General features: G+C 70.5%; 14 protein-coding genes. 9 read left to right on the top strand and 5 right to left on the bottom strand.

The window, feature by feature from the left end:
• Window positions 1–14: 14 nt before the first annotated feature.
• On the bottom strand, window positions 15–842 hold the full coding sequence (locus RIN46_RS01660; protein ID WP_309081462.1) for a DUF1206 domain-containing protein: 828 nt from the start codon (window positions 840–842) through the stop codon (window positions 15–17).
• A gap of 22 nt (window positions 843–864) precedes the next feature.
• Between RIN46_RS01660 and RIN46_RS01655 the strand changes: the two genes are divergently transcribed.
• Window positions 865–1,245, top strand: a complete 381-nt coding sequence (locus RIN46_RS01655; RefSeq protein WP_309081463.1) for an MmcQ/YjbR family DNA-binding protein — start codon at window positions 865–867, stop codon at window positions 1,243–1,245.
• Window positions 1,246–1,326: 81 nt separating this feature from the next.
• Window positions 1,327–1,647 (top strand): putative quinol monooxygenase, encoded by a 321-nt coding sequence (locus RIN46_RS01650; RefSeq protein WP_309081464.1) that lies wholly within the window; start codon window positions 1,327–1,329, stop codon window positions 1,645–1,647.
• Between the two features lie 15 nt (window positions 1,648–1,662).
• On the opposite strand, the gene RIN46_RS01645 is transcribed toward RIN46_RS01650, so the two are convergent.
• Window positions 1,663–2,712: a hypothetical protein gene (locus RIN46_RS01645; RefSeq protein WP_309081465.1), complete on the bottom strand. Its 1,050-nt coding sequence runs from the start codon at window positions 2,710–2,712 to the stop codon at window positions 1,663–1,665.
• A gap of 240 nt (window positions 2,713–2,952) precedes the next feature.
• Between RIN46_RS01645 and RIN46_RS01640 the strand changes: the two genes are divergently transcribed.
• The 7 genes from RIN46_RS01640 (at window position 2,953) to RIN46_RS01610 (ending at window position 12,718) form a co-directional block, all read left to right on the top strand.
• Window positions 2,953–3,693 (top strand): TetR family transcriptional regulator, encoded by a 741-nt coding sequence (locus RIN46_RS01640; protein ID WP_309081466.1) that lies wholly within the window; start codon window positions 2,953–2,955, stop codon window positions 3,691–3,693.
• Window positions 3,693–4,652 (top strand): ABC transporter ATP-binding protein, encoded by a 960-nt coding sequence (locus RIN46_RS01635; protein ID WP_309081467.1) that lies wholly within the window; start codon window positions 3,693–3,695, stop codon window positions 4,650–4,652. The genes RIN46_RS01640 and RIN46_RS01635 overlap by 1 nt, the downstream gene beginning before the upstream one ends.
• Window positions 4,649–6,265: a polyketide antibiotic transporter gene (locus RIN46_RS01630; RefSeq protein ID WP_309081468.1), complete on the top strand. Its 1,617-nt coding sequence runs from the start codon at window positions 4,649–4,651 to the stop codon at window positions 6,263–6,265. The genes RIN46_RS01635 and RIN46_RS01630 overlap by 4 nt, the downstream gene beginning before the upstream one ends.
• A 245-nt stretch (window positions 6,266–6,510) precedes the next feature.
• The gene (locus RIN46_RS01625) at window positions 6,511–7,191 is read left to right on the top strand and encodes an SRPBCC family protein (RefSeq protein ID WP_309081469.1); all 681 of its coding nucleotides are present in this window, start codon (window positions 6,511–6,513) and stop codon (window positions 7,189–7,191) included.
• A 165-nt stretch (window positions 7,192–7,356) separates the two neighbouring features.
• Window positions 7,357–9,855, top strand: a complete 2,499-nt coding sequence (locus RIN46_RS01620) for a nitrate reductase (RefSeq protein WP_309081470.1) — start codon at window positions 7,357–7,359, stop codon at window positions 9,853–9,855.
• Window positions 9,852–10,334: a hypothetical protein gene (locus RIN46_RS01615; protein WP_309081471.1), complete on the top strand. Its 483-nt coding sequence runs from the start codon at window positions 9,852–9,854 to the stop codon at window positions 10,332–10,334. Before RIN46_RS01620 ends, RIN46_RS01615 begins: the two co-directional genes overlap by 4 nt.
• A gap of 395 nt (window positions 10,335–10,729) precedes the next feature.
• A complete protein-coding gene (locus RIN46_RS01610) occupies window positions 10,730–12,718 on the top strand; it encodes a DUF222 domain-containing protein (protein WP_309109432.1) in 1,989 nt (662 codons plus the stop codon).
• Between the two features lie 92 nt (window positions 12,719–12,810).
• Here RIN46_RS01610 and RIN46_RS01605 read toward each other — a convergent pair whose 3' ends face one another.
• The 3 genes from RIN46_RS01605 to RIN46_RS01595 are packed head-to-tail and all read right to left on the bottom strand — an operon-like array spanning window position 12,811 to window position 16,056.
• Window positions 12,811–14,142, bottom strand: coding sequence for a cytochrome P450 (locus RIN46_RS01605; RefSeq protein ID WP_309080539.1), 1,332 nt, complete (start codon window positions 14,140–14,142; stop codon window positions 12,811–12,813).
• The gene (locus RIN46_RS01600) at window positions 14,139–15,065 is read right to left on the bottom strand and encodes a carbohydrate ABC transporter permease (RefSeq protein ID WP_309080540.1); all 927 of its coding nucleotides are present in this window, start codon (window positions 15,063–15,065) and stop codon (window positions 14,139–14,141) included. Before RIN46_RS01600 ends, RIN46_RS01605 begins: the two co-directional genes overlap by 4 nt.
• The gene (locus tag RIN46_RS01595; RefSeq protein ID WP_309080541.1) at window positions 15,058–16,056 is read right to left on the bottom strand and encodes a sugar ABC transporter permease; all 999 of its coding nucleotides are present in this window, start codon (window positions 16,054–16,056) and stop codon (window positions 15,058–15,060) included. Before RIN46_RS01595 ends, RIN46_RS01600 begins: the two co-directional genes overlap by 8 nt.
• Window positions 16,057–16,058 lie beyond the last annotated feature (2 nt).

Raw genomic sequence — 16,058 nt, 5'->3', positions numbered from 1 at the left:
CTCCGGCGGGGCGCTCATTCCATCGTGTCGTACCGAGCGCGCACGATCTGGTACGCGCCGTAGAGGACCAGCCCGACCGCCAGTCCGAGCAGGATCGACGGGCCGAAGGGTTGGTCGCGCACGGCCTGCACAGCGCCGTCGAGCCCGCTGGAGTCGGACGGGTCGTGCTGCACGGTGGCGACGATGAACAGCAGTCCCAGCGCGCCGAGCACCAGCCCCTTGGCGACGTAGCCGGCGGTCCCGAGCAGTGTCACGGTCCCGAGCACCGGGGTGTTGGGCAGGCCCTTGAGGTCGTCCAGGAACTTCCGCGCCACTCCCTTGAAGACGTGGTAGCCGGCGACGATCAGGATGACCAGACCCGTGGCGATGAGCAGCGCCGAGCCGAAGGGGTTCGTCATCAGCTCCCCGGAGAGGCTCCGCGTGGACTGCGCCGCGCTGCTGCGCGTCCCGAACGCGTAGCGCAGGACCGTGGCCCCGATGACCAGGTAGACCGCCGTCGTGCCGGCCGCGCCGAGCCGGCTGCGCACGCCGTCCCGGCCGAAGACCGCCCGGCCCGCGTTCCACAGCCCCAGCAGGGCGCACGCGGCGCCGGCGATGGCGAGTGCGACGACGCCGAACGGCTGGGCGGCGACGGCCCGGAGCGCGCCGCTGTAGTCGGCGGACGCGTTACCGCCGGAGGCGACGATCGCAGTGAGCCACCCCAGCACCAGGTGCAGCAGGCCGCTGGTGGCGTAGCCGGACCGGGCCGCTGCGGCGAAGCGGTCGTCATGGGCGGCGGAGCGGGCCGCCGCGACCGGCCTCGAGTCGTCCGAGTCGTGCTGGGAGGGGGCTGTGCCGGTCATGCGGACAGCATAGAGTGAGCGAGTGGACTCCGCTGCACTGCGCCGACTGCTGCTGGCGATGCCGGGCGCGTTCGAGGACCAGCCGTTCGGGCCGGACACGCGCGTCTACAAGGTCCGCGGCCGCTCGGGTGGGCGCGCCAGGATGTTCGCGCTCGTGTGGGCTGACGGGACCACGGCGAACCTGAAGGTCGACCCGGCGCTCGGCGAGCAGCTGCGCGCGGCGCACGCGGCGATCACGCCCGGCTATCACATGAACAAGCGCCACTGGGTGACCGTGGACTGCCCCGCGCTGCCCGCGGACATGGTCGGCGACCTGATCGAGGACTCGTACGACCTGGTGGTCGCCTCGCTGCCGGCGGCGGATCGCGAGGCGCTGGGCTGGCGGCGTCTGGCCGGCGGCTGAGGCCCGACGCCGCGGCGGGTGTCACGGCCCTCACGTGCCGGCGCGCTGCAACCCGGGGGCGGCCGGGCCTAGGCTGGGGGCATGATTTTCATCGTGGTGAAGTACAAGGTCAAGCCGGAGGAAGCCGAGACGTTCATCGAGAAGAACCGGGCGTTCACGGAGGCCACGCGCGCCGAACCGGGCAACCTCTGGTTCGAGTGGTCGCGCAGCGTCGAGGACCCGCATGAGTTCGTCCTAGTCGAGGCCTTCAAGGACGATGCCGGCGAGGCCCACGTGACCAGCGATCACTTCAAGCAGGGCCTCGAGACCATGCGCCCGCTGCTCGCCGAGACCCCGCGGATCGTCAGCCGCCTGATCGAGGGCGAGGGCTGGGACACGATGGGCGAGCTCCGGGTCGATTGATCCCGGTGCGCCGGGCTACTCCTTCCAGAGGGCGGTGAAGGTGCCGTACCCGTCCTCGAGCCGGCACTTGCCGTCGATCCCGTAGCCCGGCGGCAGCCCGTCGAGCTCTGCGCCGAGCTCCTTGAGTCGGCAGAGCCAGCGGTCCCGCACGCGCACCAGCGAGCCGGTGCGGGCGTCGATCTCCTGTGCGATCCGCGCCGTGTGGTAGATGTCCAGCACCGAGTCGCAGTCCACGTTGACGGTCTCGAACCGGAAGGCCGCGCCGTCGCACTCCGCCGGCGTCGCGCGCTCCGGGTGGTAGCGCAGGGACTGCAGCATGTGCACCACGTCGGCGTACTCCTGCGTGAACACGTACTGCTCCGCCAGCGCGAGCGCGTCCTCCTGCCGGGTGGGGGAGTCGTCGGCGCCGAGGTCCGCCCGCCCCTGGAAGAACAGGGGCCCGGCGAGCTTCGGGTAGCCGCGCACCCCGCCGCCGAGCGGCACGTGCCCGCCCGGCGCCACCGCCGTCGTGACCTCCGTGCCGTTCGTGAGCCCGTAGGAGAGCACCGAGTCCGCGTTCGGGTGCGTCGTCAGATCCAGTACGACGGCGGTGTCGCCCGCCCCGAGGTAGGTCACGTCGGGTGCCGGGACGGTGTCCACCGGCGTGAAGGTCGACCCCGGCAGGGCGGTCCGGGTCCCGCGGCCGGGATTCTGCTGGAGCGTCGCCAGGACGCGGTCCTCGCTGTCGAGGACCTCGTAGGCCGGGATCCCGGTGGTCGAGCTCGTCTGGTTCGCGGGGACGGGGAGCACGGTCCAGTCCGCGCGGACGGCGAAGGACATGTCCCCGGCCTGCGTGGTCACCTGCTTCCACTCGCCCTCGGCCGCCGGCGTCGCCCGGACGCTCGGCGGTGCCTCGCTGGCCTCGGTGCTCGGGAAGGCCTTGGGGAAGACCTCCGGCAGCACCTCGCAGCCCGTCAGGGCCGCCGTCGTGAGGAGGGCCAGGCCGGCGACCGCGAGGCGGCCGCGCGACGGCCGGGTCCGACGACGAACGCGGCGGGGCCGCTCACTGCTCCGGTTCCGCTCCATGCCCACCAGCATAGGCAGGCAGTGCCCTGCGTCACTGGTCAGCGCGCAGTCGTGACGGGATTGAAACCATCCCTTGACCACGATTGAACACGTGTATAGCATCCTGAACAAGCGTTCAGTGGAGCGGTAGTTCAGTGGAGCGGTAGTTCAATGGGGCGGCGGTACAAGGGAGCGGCCGTTCACAAGGGAGTGAGCGAGTCGGGCGGCTGAACGAGTCGGGCGAAGAGTAGAGGGGGCGACGTGGCGGCGGAGCAGGACGTGACCACGCGGGCGAGGATCCGGGACGCGGCGATCGAGCAGATCGCCCGCCGCGGCTACTCCGTCAGCGTGCGCTCGATCGCGCAGGCCGCCGGCGTGAGCGTTGGCTTGATCAACCACCACTTCGGCTCCAAGGAGGGCCTGCGCGAGGCCTGCGACGGGCACGTCCTCGAGCTCATCCTGACCGCCAAGCGCGAGTCCGTTGCCGGCGGGGCGCTGGCGTCGTTGGCCGCGATGAGCCGGATCGAGGAGTACGCGGTGCCTGTCGCGTACTGCCTGCGCTGTCTCCAGGCCGGTGGCTCCGCTGCGGCCAGGCTGATCGACCACTTCGTCTCCGACGCCCGCGTCTGGATCGCCGACGGCGTCGCCAGCGGGCTCCTGAAACCCTCGCTCGACGAGGAGGCCCGTGCCCGCACCCTGACCGTCATGGGGTTCGGCTCGGCGCTCCTGGCCCTCACCCTCTACACGGCGGACGGCGGGGACGAGTTCTCCCCGGAGAGGCTCTCCGACTTCCTGAACCACTACATCGCGGAGCACGGCCTGCCCATGGTGGAGCTCTACACGCACGGTGTCTACGCCGGCACGGACACGCTCGACGCGTACCTGGAGGCCACGGGCCGCGCCGATCAGGGCAGAACCGCCGCAGCGGCTGCCGATCCCACGACGTCACCCGGCGGGGCATCCACCGCCGGAGCCACCGCCGCGTCCCCGCAGGAGGACTGATGGAACCCATCATCGAGGTCGACGGCCTCGTCAAGAACTTCGGCGCCGTCCGCGCTCTGGACGGCCTCCGACTGCGCGTGGAGCCGGGCGAGGTCCACGGCTTCCTCGGACCCAACGGCGCCGGCAAGTCCACGGCCCTCCGCGTCCTGCTCGGCCTGCTGCGCGCCGATGCCGGCACGGCCCGGCTCTTCGGCAGCGACCCCTGGCGCGACGCCGTCGCGCTCCACCGCCGCCTGGCCTACGTCCCGGGCGACGTGACCCTCTGGCCGAAGCTCACCGGCGGGGAGGCCATCGACCTGCTCGGCTTCCTCCGCGGTGGCGTCGACGAGGCGCGCCGCGCCGAACTTTTGGAGCGCTTCCAGCTCGACCCCACGCGCAAGGGGCGCACCTACTCCAAGGGCAACCGCCAGAAGGTGGCCCTCGTGGCGGCCCTCGCGTCCGACGTCGACCTCCTCGTCCTCGACGAGCCGACCTCCGGACTGGACCCGCTGATGGAGCTGGTCTTCCAGGACGCCGTGCGTCAGGCGGCCGACCGCGGCACCGCCGTCCTGCTCTCCAGCCACATCCTTGCCGAGGTCGAGGCGCTCTGCTCGCGCGTGACGATCATCCGCGACGGGCGCGACGTGCAGACGGGCTCCCTCGCCGAGCTCCGCCGGCTGACCCGCAGCACCGTCCTCCTCGACGCCGACGTCCCCGCAGCGGAGATCCAGGCCCTGCCCGGGGTGCACGGACTCACCGCGGACGCAGGCCGGCTCCGCTTCACCGTTGACGACGGCGCCATGGGCACCGTGGTCGGTGCGCTGGCGGGGCGCGAGGTGCGGACGCTCACCGCCACGCCGCCCAGCCTCGAGGAACTCTTCGTGCACCACTACGGCAACGGCGACGGCCACGGCGACGGTGATGGCTCCGGGACCGGCGGCGGCGGCCCGGCCAGGACGAAGGCGGCGCACCGGGCATGAACACGACCTTCGTCGGGACCGGACGCCTGGTCCGGTCCATGCTCCAGGAGGACCGCATGCGGCTCCTCGTCTGGGCGCTGCTGCTCTCCGGCTTCGCCGCCTACGCCGCGCTCGTCCTGCCGCGCGTCTTCGGGGCGGACGGTCTCCAGGCCCGCGCCGCGGTGATGGCCGAGCCCGCCGGTGCCATGATGGCCGGGCCCGGGTACGGCCTGGACGATTACACGATCGGCGCTCTCATGGCGAACGAGATGCTGGGTCTCCTCGCCGTCGCGGTGGCCATCATGTCCCTCCTGCTCGTCGTCCGGCACACGCGCGGCGACGAGGAGGCCGGGCGCACCGAGCTGCTGCGCGCCGCACCGCTGGGCCGCCACGCCCAGCTGGCCGCGGCCCTCACGGTGCTCCTCGTCGCCAACGCTGTCGTCGGGACCCTGCTGTCGGCGGCGCTCCTCGCCGCGGGCCTCGGCGCCGCGGACTCGTGGGCGTTCGGAGCGGCCGTGGCGGCTGTCGGGCTCGTCTTCGGCGGGATCGCCGCGACGACGGCGCAGCTCAGCTCCCACGCCCGGGCGGCCTCCGGCATGGCCGGGGCCGTGCTCGGGGCTGCCTATGTCCTCCGCGCCGTGGGCGATGCCCAGGAGCGCGGCGGCAGCGCCCTGTCCTGGGCGTCCCCGATCGGGTGGGCCCAGCAGATGCGGCTCTTCGTCGATCTGCGCTGGTGGCCGCTCCTGTTGCTCGTCGCGCTCGCCGTGGCCGGTGCGGCGCTCGGGTACGCGCTGGAGGCACGGCGCGACGTCGGCGCCGGCCTGCTGCCGGACCGTCGTGGGCGGGTCCGCGCCACGGCCGCGGGGCGGACGCTGGTCGGGCTGACGCTCCGGCTCGAGCGCGGGCGGATCACGTGGTGGGCCGTCGGCCTGTTCGTCTTCGGCGCGCTGACCGGCTCGATCGCGGGCCCCATGGCCGAGACGATGGCGTCCCAGCCGCAGCTGCTCGCGGTCCTCGGTGTCGACCCAACCGACGAGGAGGCCATGGCGAACCTGGTCTCCGAGGCGATGGGCGCCTTCCTGAAGTTCTTCGCAATGGCAGTGGCCGTCTACGGGCTTGCGGCGACGCACCGGCTGCGCTCCGATGAGGCCGGCGGGCGGGCCGAGCTGGCCCTGGCCGCAGCGGTGCCGCGCGCCCGGTGGGCGGGGGCTCCCCTGCTGGTGCACCTCGGCGCGAGCCTCCTCCTGCTCGTGGTCGCCGGCGCCGGGCTGGGCCTGGGCGCCTCGTCCGAGATCGGGGCCGCCGCCGTCGGCGAGTTCGCGCTCGCCGCGCTGGCGTACGGGCCGCTCCTGGCATGCTGGGTCGCCGCGGCAATGCTCCTCTACGGGCTCGGCTGGAGCAGCGTGCCCCTGTGGGCGCTGCTGATCGTCGTGTTCGTGGTGGGAATGTACGGGCCCCTGTTCGAGCTGCCCCAGGCGGTCCTCGACGTCGAGCCGTTCGGGATGATCGACGCCCTGGCACTCGCCGGGCCGGGCGACGGCGACGCGACACCGCTCGCCGTCGGTGCGGGAACCGCCGTCGTCCTCGCCGTGGCGGGACTGGCCCTCTTCCGCAGGCGCGACCTGCGACTGTGACGGCACGGACCATTGGGTGGACCGTCGGCCGCACCGCTCCGGGGAACGCTGGCGCCGGGGCCCTGCCGGGTCGGGCGGCCCTCGGCCCGGACGGAAGCGATGCTCAGGTTCTTTCCAGCAGATTCGGAGTCTGCCGGGGTTCACAGGAGGGGAACCCGGACCTAGCGTGAAAGTCCGGGCCCGTTGGCGGGCCTGGAGCCGCAGACCAGCGCAGAGAGCTCGAATCCCGATCGAAGGAGAGCATCATGGCAACCGTCAACGAGAGCATCGAAGTCGCCGTCCCCGTGCGGACGGCCTACAACGAATGGACCCAGTTCGAGTCGTTCCCGCGGTTCATGGGTGCCGTCGAGAGCGTCACCCAGGTCGACGACACGACGAACCACTGGGTCGCCTCGATCGGCGGGGTCGAGCGCGAGTTCGACACTCGCATCACCGACCAGGTGCCGGACCAGGTCATCGCGTGGGAGAGCGTCGACGGGAAGAGCCACAGCGGTCGCGTCACCTTCGAGCCGATCGAGATCGTGGAGCGCGACGCCGACGACTCGACCCTCGATCCGCTGAACTCCGGGCCCGGAATGGCCGGACTCGAGGGCAGCGCCGCGGCGCGCGGGCTCGACCCGGATCTGGGCACCGACGACCAGACGGCGCAGCAGGCACCGCGGACCCGCGAGGGCACCCGCATCGACGTCGAGTTCACCTGGGACGACGCCACCTTCCTGGAGAAGGTCGGCGGGAAGCTCGGTCTGGACGATCTGCAGGTGAAGAAGGATCTGAAGAGCTTCAAGGAACTCGTCGAGGAGCAGGGCGCCGAGGGCGGCTGGCGCGGCGAGGTGCACGGCGGCCGCGAGACCGGCGGACCGGGTGCCGCAGGTGGCTCCGGCACGCCGGGCACGACGCCGGGAACGGCCGGTCCCGCGGGGCTGTAGAGCCGGCGCGACGAGGATGGGAACCAGGCATCGATCGGACCCTGTGACGGCGGATCGATGACCACGGCGGGGCGGCACCGGAGAGCATCCGGTGCCGCCCCGCCGTCGTCTGCGGCCGGGGCGGGCGCCGATCCGCCGGCCGGGGGAGCGAACGAGGAGGTCTCGATGACGAGCAAGGACAGGATTGCGCAGCCCTGGGGCTCCCGGACCCCCTATGGGCCGGGAGAGGACTGGCCCGTCCGGGTGGACGCCCACCTGGAGGAGGGACTGTCCCCCGGCGACGTCGACTGCTGGGTGCAGACGGCGTCGATCCTGCACTCCAACGGCGACGCCCTCGACGTCGCCGTGAAGGACGGCAGGATCGCCGGGGTCCGCGGACGGGCGGCCGACCGGGTGAATCACGGCCGGCTGGGAGTGAAGGACCTCTACGGGTGGCAGGCCAACTCATCGCCCGATCGATTGACCAGACCACTGGTACGGGAGAACGGCCGGCTCGTCGAGACGGACTGGGACACGGCGATGGAGCGGATCGTCCGGCGGACCCGCGAGCTGCTCGACGAGCAGGGACCCAGCGCCCTCGGTTTCTACACGACCGGGCAGCTGTTCGCCGAGGAGTACTACACGCTCGGACTCATCGCCCATGGCGGCCTGGGGACGAACCACGTGGACGGCAACACGCGCCTGTGCACGGCGACGGCGGCCGCCGCCCTCAAGGAGTCGTTCGGGTGCGACGGCCAGCCGGGCTCCTACACCGACGTCGACCACGCGGACGTGATCGCGCTCTACGGGCACAACATGGCCGAGACCCAGTCGGTGCTGTGGATGCGGATCCTGGACCGGCTGGCCGGACCGAACCCACCGCAGCTCATCTGCGTGGACCCCCGACCGACGCGCGTGGCCGAGCAGGCGACCGTCCACCTGGCGCCCCGCCCCGGAACGAACGTGGCGCTCATGAACGGCCTGCTGCACGAGATCGTCGCCCACGACTGGGTGGACCACGACTACGTGGAAGCCCACGCCGTCGGGTTCCAGGAGCTGCAGAAGCGGGTCGAGGAGTACACGCCCGAGTACGTCTCCGGTATCTGCGACGTGCCGGCGGAGCAGATCCGCGAGGCCGCCCGGATCCTGGGGACGGCGGAGCGGCTGCTCTCCACGGTGCTGCAGGGCTTCTACCAGTCCAACCAGGCGACGGCGGCGTCCGTGCAGGTCAACAACATCAACATCATCCGCGGGATGCTGGGGAGGCCTGGCTGCGGCATCCTCCAGATGAACGGCCAGCCCACGGCTCAGAACACCCGGGAGGCCGGCGGCGACGGCGATCTGCCGGCGTTCCGCAATTGGTCCAACGACGAACACGTGAAGGACCTCGCGCGGGTGTGGAACGTGGAGCCGATGGACATCCCGCACTACTCGCCGCCCACGCATGTCATGCAGATGATGCGGTATGTGGAGGACGGCTCCATCCGCCTCCTCTGGGTGAGCGGGACCAATCCGGCGGTCTCGCTCCCCGAGCTCCAGCGCATCCGCTCGATCCTCCAGCAGGAGCGACTGCTCCTGGTGGTCCAGGACATCTTCATGTCGGAGACCGCCCAGCTGGCCGACGTCGTCCTGCCCGCCGCGACGTGGGGTGAGAAGACCGGGACGTTCACCAACGTGGACCGCACCGTGCACCTCTCGGAGAAGGCCGTCGACCCGCCGGGAGAGGCCAAGCCGGATCTGGACATCTTCATCGACTACGCGCGCAGGCTCGATCTGCGGGACAAGGACGGCGACCCGCTGGTGAAGTGGACAGACGCGGAGGGTGCGTTCGAGGGATGGAAGGAGTGCACGCGCGGGCGGCCGTGCGACTATACCGGCCTCACCTACGAGAAGCTCCGCGGCGGGTCCGGCGTCCAGTGGCCGTGCAACGACGAGCATCCCGACGGGACCGAGCGCATCTACCAGGACGGGAAGTTCTGGAGCGCGCCGGACTACTGCGAGAGCTACGGCCGGGATCTGGTGACGGGGGCTCCGCTGGAACCGGACGAGTACCGGTCCATGAACCCCTCCGGCAAGGCCGTGATCAAGGCCGCCGCCTACCTGCCGCCGCACGAGCTGCCGAGCGAGGACTACCCCCTGCAACTCATGACCGGGCGCACGCTCTATCACTTCCACACGCGGACGAAGACCGGGAGGGCGCCGCAGCTCCAGGACGCCGCACCCGAGGTGTGGGTAGAGGTCTCGGAGTCCGACGCCGACGCTGCCGGACTGGCCGAGGGCGATCTGGCGAGGGTAAGCAGCCCGCGCGGGAGCGTGGAGGCCCAGGTGCGGATCACCGGGATCCGCCCGGGCTCGCTGTTCCTGCCGTTCCACTACGGCTACTGGGACACGTCCGGCGGACACGAGCCGGACGGCGCCGGCCGGGCGGCCAACGAGCTGACCATCACCGACTGGGACCCGGCCTCGAAGCAGCCGATCTTCAAGACGGCGGCCGCGCGCATCGAGCGGATCGCCGCCGGGAGCGGCCCCTCGAAGGCACCGACGACGACGGCGTCTGCGCCTGTTGCGGACCTCGGCACCCGCACGGTCGGGGACGGTTCGGCGACGGCGAGCGAGGAAGTCGGCGGCCGCCGTCGTTCCCCTGAGACCGCCGGTGGCGCGACGACGGAGGGAGCTGCGCGATGAAGATCGGACTGGTCCTGCACGAGATCCACCACTCCGAGAACGAGTTGGCGAAGAAGCTGCTGCACGTGTCCGAGCGGCACAAGGTCGATCACGAGATCTACCATCTGGCGCGGGATCTGGCCGGCTGGTCGCATCGGCACGTTCGCGAGATCGCGGAGATCGGGCAGCGCTACGGTCAGGACCTGAACCCCGAGCCGGACAGCGAATCGGGTGTGCTCCACGATGTGCTCGAGAAGGGGAGCGAACTCATCGGGCGGAGGGCGAAGGCAGAGCTTCTGATGCTGATCGATCTCCGGGAGGTGTATACAAAGGCATCCGGGGTCTCTGCGGACTGGGAGATGCTCGCGCAGGCCGCTCAGGGCATCAAGCACACCGATCTGCTGGACGTCACCAAGCGGTGCCATCCCGACACGTTGCGCCAGATGCGCTGGGCCAACGCGAAACTCAAGGAGACGTCGACGCAGATCCTGGTCTCCTGACTGCACCCGAGGACGGCGGCCGGCCGCTGCGGTAGTGGACTTGTCCTCCACAGGTCCGTTGCCGGGCGTTGCTGTGCACAGTGGTGCCGGCCGTCCGGGCGTCCAGTCCGGTGGCGGGCGAGGATGGAGGTATGGATTTCACCGGTGGAGTGGATGGGGCGGGCGGAGCGTCTGCGGCAGCAGCAGATGCCGCGCCTGTTTCTGCCGTGTCGACCGGCACGGTGCCGGCTTCGGATGGTCCCGCCGCGGTCTCCTCTGCCGGTCCTGTGTCCTCCGTCGAGGCAGGCGGTCCTGCCGTGTCGACTGATCCGTGGCCGGGTCCTTCGGTATCGTCCGCTCCTGGCGCCGAGACCGCAGACTCTCCCTCTGACGGGTCCGCCGCCGGGGTATCGGCGGTGGCTGTGGGCTCGACGCTCGGGCGCTCTGGCCTGGTGGAGCGGTGGGAGGCTTTGGGTGTGGTGGTCCGGGAGCTTCTCGCGGAGACGGCCGAGGCGGTCTGCGAATGTCCGTGGGATCCGGGTCCGGCGGCCCGGCTGGTGCACGTGCTCGAGGGTGTGGGCCGGGGCACGGATTTCGGGCGGGTCCTGGGGGCGCGGGTCGCGGAGGAGGCCGATCTCGCCGGGGCCGGGGCCGGCGGGACGGGGCGGGGATTGTCGGAGTTCAAGAGCACCGCGGACTGGTACCGGCACGCCGAACGCGTCACGACCACCGAGACGAACCGGCGCCTGAACCTGGCCGGGTCGTTGCTGCCCCGCCGTGCGCTCACCGGTGAGGTGTTGGTGCCGAGGTACCCGCATCTGGGTGAGGCTGCTGTCGCCGGGGAGGTCTCCGCGGAGGCTGCGGTGATCGCGGTGCGCTGCCTGGACCGGGTGGCCCCGCGGGCCGTCCAGCTCGGCCCGGACGCGGTGCGGATGTGGGAGGCGATGGAGGAGAACCTCGCGCAGGCGGCCCGGCGTTTCGATCCGCGCACTGTCGAGGCCGTGGCCCAGCAGTGGGAGGTCGCGATCGACCAGGACGGCCTCGAGCCCTCCGCGGCGGTCAAGCAGTCCCAGCAGGGACTGTTCTACAAGGGCCGGCGGCAGGGATTGCACCGGTTCCATCTGAACGTCACGACCGCGCAGTTCGAGATCCTCCGCACCGTCACCGGCGCCGCCACCAACCCCCGCACCACCCGCAACAACAACGACGAGGCCCCGCACGGGACAGCGGCGGGACCGGAGGGGACGTCTTCCGGCGGGCCCCGTGGTGGGGCCCCGGACACGGCCGGGCATGACGTATCTGCCGTTGACAGCCCGTTCTCCGGCGTGACCGCCGAGGGGCTTGGACCCGCGGCCGGCGGGGCGGGATCGAGCGCCGGTGGCGGCGTCGACGCCACGGCCGCCACGGGGAAGGCGAACCGGACGGGCACGAGCAGCCCGGGCGGCGTCGACGCCGACGAGAACGAGAACGCGTACGGGCACGAGCACGAGCACGAGCACGAGAAGGATCATGGCGGTTCCGCGGCCGGAGACGGCGAGACGACCGCCAGCGGAGCCAGCGCCGCTGGCGCTGGCCCTGATCCCGGTCCGGGTCCCGGTGCTTCGGCGGTCCCGGTGGCTTTCCTCCCCGAGCCGGGGGCCGCGCTCGCGGATGATCGGTCGCGGGCGCAGCAGGAGCTCGACGGGATCCTCGCCGCCCTGAACATCGCGTTGGCCACGGACCGGCTGCCCTCCACCGGCGGCCAACGCCCCGTCGTCATGGTCACCATCGACCACCAGACCCTGCTGCACCAGACGAACGGAACCGAGGGGTCCAACGGGCTCAGCGGCCCGGCCGCCCGGCCCGGTCCATCGGGCGACTCACCGGATGACCCACAGGGCGAGCTATCGGATGAGTCGTCGGGTGGTTCGTCGTGGCGAATGCCCATCAGCCGGGGCATCTACACCCCGATGATGCCGCCGGCGCAGCTGCGGGAACTGGCCTGCGATGCGGCGGTGCTGCCGGCCGTGCTCGGCGGCCAGGGCCAGGTCCTGGACCTCGGGCGGGCCCAACGGACCTTCACCGCAGCCCAGCGCCGCGCCCTGACCATCCGCGACCGGGGCTGCACGTTCCCCGGCTGCACGGTCCCGGCGACCTGGTGCGAGGCCCACCACGTCATCCCCTGGCACCAAGGAGGGGCCACCGACGTGTCCAACGGGGCCCTGTGCTGCCTGTTCCACCACACCCTGGCCGACAACAGCACCTGGGACATCGACACCAGCACCGGCATCCCGCTCTGGAGGCCACCGGCGACCGTCGACCCGCAGAGGCCCCTGATGCGCAACCCCTACTTCCACCCCGAAACAGCCGACCAGACAGCACTCCTGCCCCTCGACCCACCCGAACCGACACCCATCCCCTTCTAATGGGTGGATCGACGGATGGCCTGACGACCGGCAAGGTGGAGCCGTCACTACCGACCACAGAACGTCCGACCGAATGGGGAGACCGGATCCAATCAGTGGATATCGAGGATGACTCCCGACGCGGGCAGGGCCGGAAGCCGCCGAAGGTCCACGGATAGGTCCTGAGCTGGAAGCACGGGATCCATTCGGGCCAGAGCCAGCGTGGCCCGCTGAATGAGCGCCAGTGTCATGGCCTCGCCAGGGCACCGGTGACCAGCCTCGACTTCCCCGGCCCCCTGCGGGACCAGATTGTCAGCGGTGATGCTGACCCGTTCGAACCGATCAGGGTCGAAGGCACGTGGATCCTCCCAGACGCGGGGATCATGGTTCGTTCCATAGAGATCGACCATGACGCGAGTCCTCGCGGGAAATGTGGTTCCCTCCCAAGCGAAGTCGCGTGCGGCGAGGCCGGCGACTGCGGGGAAGAACGGTGTGGTGCGCCGGACTTCTTCGGCGAAGCGCCGGGCGGCCGGAAGGACAGCGTCGTCGACGTCCCTTCCGCGGTTGGGCGCGTCGACGGCTTGCGGGTGGGGCGCCTCCGCACCGCTCGTAGCGGCGAGAGTCCGCTTCCACTGTGGGTGCGCGTCGAGCGCTACCGCTGCGAACGCGATGAAGCGGGACACTGCGACGATGGGGCGAAGCAGGTTCAATAGCTCGATGGCTGCGACCGCCTCGTCCAGCCGCTCGCCGTCGGCCTCGACGTGACTGGCTACCACGTCGAGAGGAAATGTGCCGTCGACAGACCCGGACGCGTCGAGGTGGTGTCGTGTGCGGGAGATCAAGGTCCGCGCCCACGCTTCTGTGCCGCGTCGGCGGAGTCGGGCCGCCCAGTTCATCGGCCCGACCGACCCGGCATGCTCCACCATGGCGCCGAGTTCGGCCGCACGCCGGTCCATGTCGGTGTCGTCGGTCTGGATACCGGCCCAACGAATTGCGGCCCGGCCCACCAGGCGGACTGCCTCGTCGTGGAGCCGGATGCGCCCGGTTGCGCGCCAGGCGGGGAGAGCGGAGGCGAGTTCCTCGTCGAAGAGGTCGGCCAACCGCTGCGTCTCGCCGGGGCGGGCCAGAGAGGTGAAGAGCAGCTTCCGTCGGCGATGCTGCTCGCCTTCCAGCGTCTGGACGCTTCCTCGGTCCTGGAGGAGCACGACGGCAGACCGCGGCAGCGCACCAGGCCGGGGGAAGAGGCCGGGCGTGTAGAGCAGCTCGGCGGCCGCCGCTCCACGCAGGAACAGGGTCTGCTGCCCGAGTAGGCGACCGGTGAAGGCGTTAGTCCCGAGCCGGTCACAGTGCCACCCGATGAACGTGTAACCGCGGGAGAGGAATGCCGGCGCGAGGTCCGGGGCCCGCAGATGCGGGATCGTGGCTCCATGGTGGATCGATGTCATGATTTGGCTCCGGTGGTGGCGACACCCTCGATGAAGTGCCGCTGCCCGATGAAGAACAGGATGATCATCGGCACGGTGGTAATGACTCCGGCCGTGACGATCAGCTCCCAGTGCCAGTTGCCCGCGAATCCGAACTGGTCCAGCATGGCTTTCAGGCCGCGAGGGATCGTGAAAGTGCTGGAATCCCGGAGGTAGATGAGCGGCCGCATGAGATCCGTCCAGGCCGCCTGCGCCTCGAAGAGCAGCGTCACCACCAGGGCAGGCTTGCAGAGCGGGACGCCGATGCGGGTGAAGATCTGCCAGTCCGTGGCGCCATCGATCCGTGCGGCCTCGAAGACCTGCCGGGGCAGATCCAGGAAGAACTGACGGATGAGGAAGATGTAGAACGCTGAGCCGAACAAGTTCCCCGCCCACAGCGGCGTCAGTGTTCCGACCTGTCCCAGGGCGTCCCAGATGAGGAAGGTGGGGATCATGGTGACGGCACCGGGGAGCATCATGGTGGCGAGTACGAGGAAGAACAGCGCATCGCGTCCGCGGAACCGGTAGTACGAGAAGCCCCAGGCCACCAGGGCGCTGCTGAACGTGACCGCTACCGCGGCGAGCACCGTGACGAGCAGCGTGTTGCCGATCCACAGGGCGAGCGGTGCTTCCTGCCAGATGGTGATGTAGTTCTCGATGGTCGGCGACTCGGGGATGAGCTTGTTGTCGAACACCTCGGAGCGCGGCTTGAGCGAGGCGCTCACCAGCCAGATGAGCGGGTAGACGAAGACGACGGTCGCGAGCGTGAGGAGTGCGATGATCAGGCCGCGGCCCAGCCAGCCCTTCTGATGGGCGCGGAAGTCGGCTCGCGCCCGGACCTGCGCGGCTCGGCTGGCTGTCTTGGACTCTGGGACTGCCGCAGGCAGCGTCGTCGTACTATCCACCGTCTTCCCCCTGATAGAAGACCATCCGGCGGCCCACCACCATTTGAACGGCGGTGATGACCATGATGATCAGGAACAGCAGCCATGCCATCGCCGAGGCGAATCCCATGTTGAGGAATTCGAAGGCCTGACGGAACAGGTAGATCACGTAGAACAGGGCAGCATCGTTGCTGTAGGTGTCGTTGCCGGCGCCGAAGTAGGCCGTGTAGGCCTCGGTGAAGGACTGCATGCCGGCGATCGTGTTGACGATGACCAAGAAGAACAGGGTGCTGGAGATCATCGGCAGCGTCACTGAGACGAAGCGACGGACCGGTCCTGCCCCATCGACGCGTGCGGCGTCCAGTAGGTCTCGCGGAACGTTGTTCAACGCTGCGAGCAGGATGATGACGGAGGCCCCGAGGGTCCACAGGCTCATCAGGACCAGGCCCGGTTTCACCCAGGTCGGGTCGGTGGTCCAGGCCGGACCGGGAATACCGAAGAACTCGAGCACGTCATTGACCAGACCGTTGTGGCCATTGAAGAGCAGGAGCAGCAGCACGCCGACTGCGACGGGCGGGGTCATGTTGGGCAGGTAGAAGGCGGTACGGAAGAACCCGCGGGCTCTGATGGTCCGCTGGAGCAGGACCGCGAGTCCGAGGGACAGCACGATGTTGGTCGGCACGGACATCGCCGCGAAGATGAAGGTGTTCTGCAACGCCATGGCGACCTTCGGATCCGCGGCGAGGGCCTCGTAGTTGTCGAACCCGATGAAACTGGGGTCGGTCAGGACGTCGTAGTCCGTCAGCGACAGGTAGCCGCTGTACAGGATCGGCCAGGCAGTGAAGATCAGGAAGCCGAGGATCCAGGGTGAGATGAACAGCAGTGCGTTGCGGACGTGTCGCCGGCGGGCTCGCCGCTGGCCCGGCCGGACTGGGAAGTCGACGGTGTCCGCAGCGCGGTCCCGCCGCGCGCGCAGACCCGCGGCGGGACCGGAGACGGAAGTATTCTCCATGG

It is taken from the genome of Zhihengliuella sp. (assembly GCF_031178195.1).
Taxonomy (GTDB): domain Bacteria; phylum Actinomycetota; class Actinomycetes; order Actinomycetales; family Micrococcaceae; genus Zhihengliuella.
The sequence above is the reverse complement of the archived record's forward strand: the minus strand, read 5'-3'. Positions and strand labels throughout refer to the sequence as shown.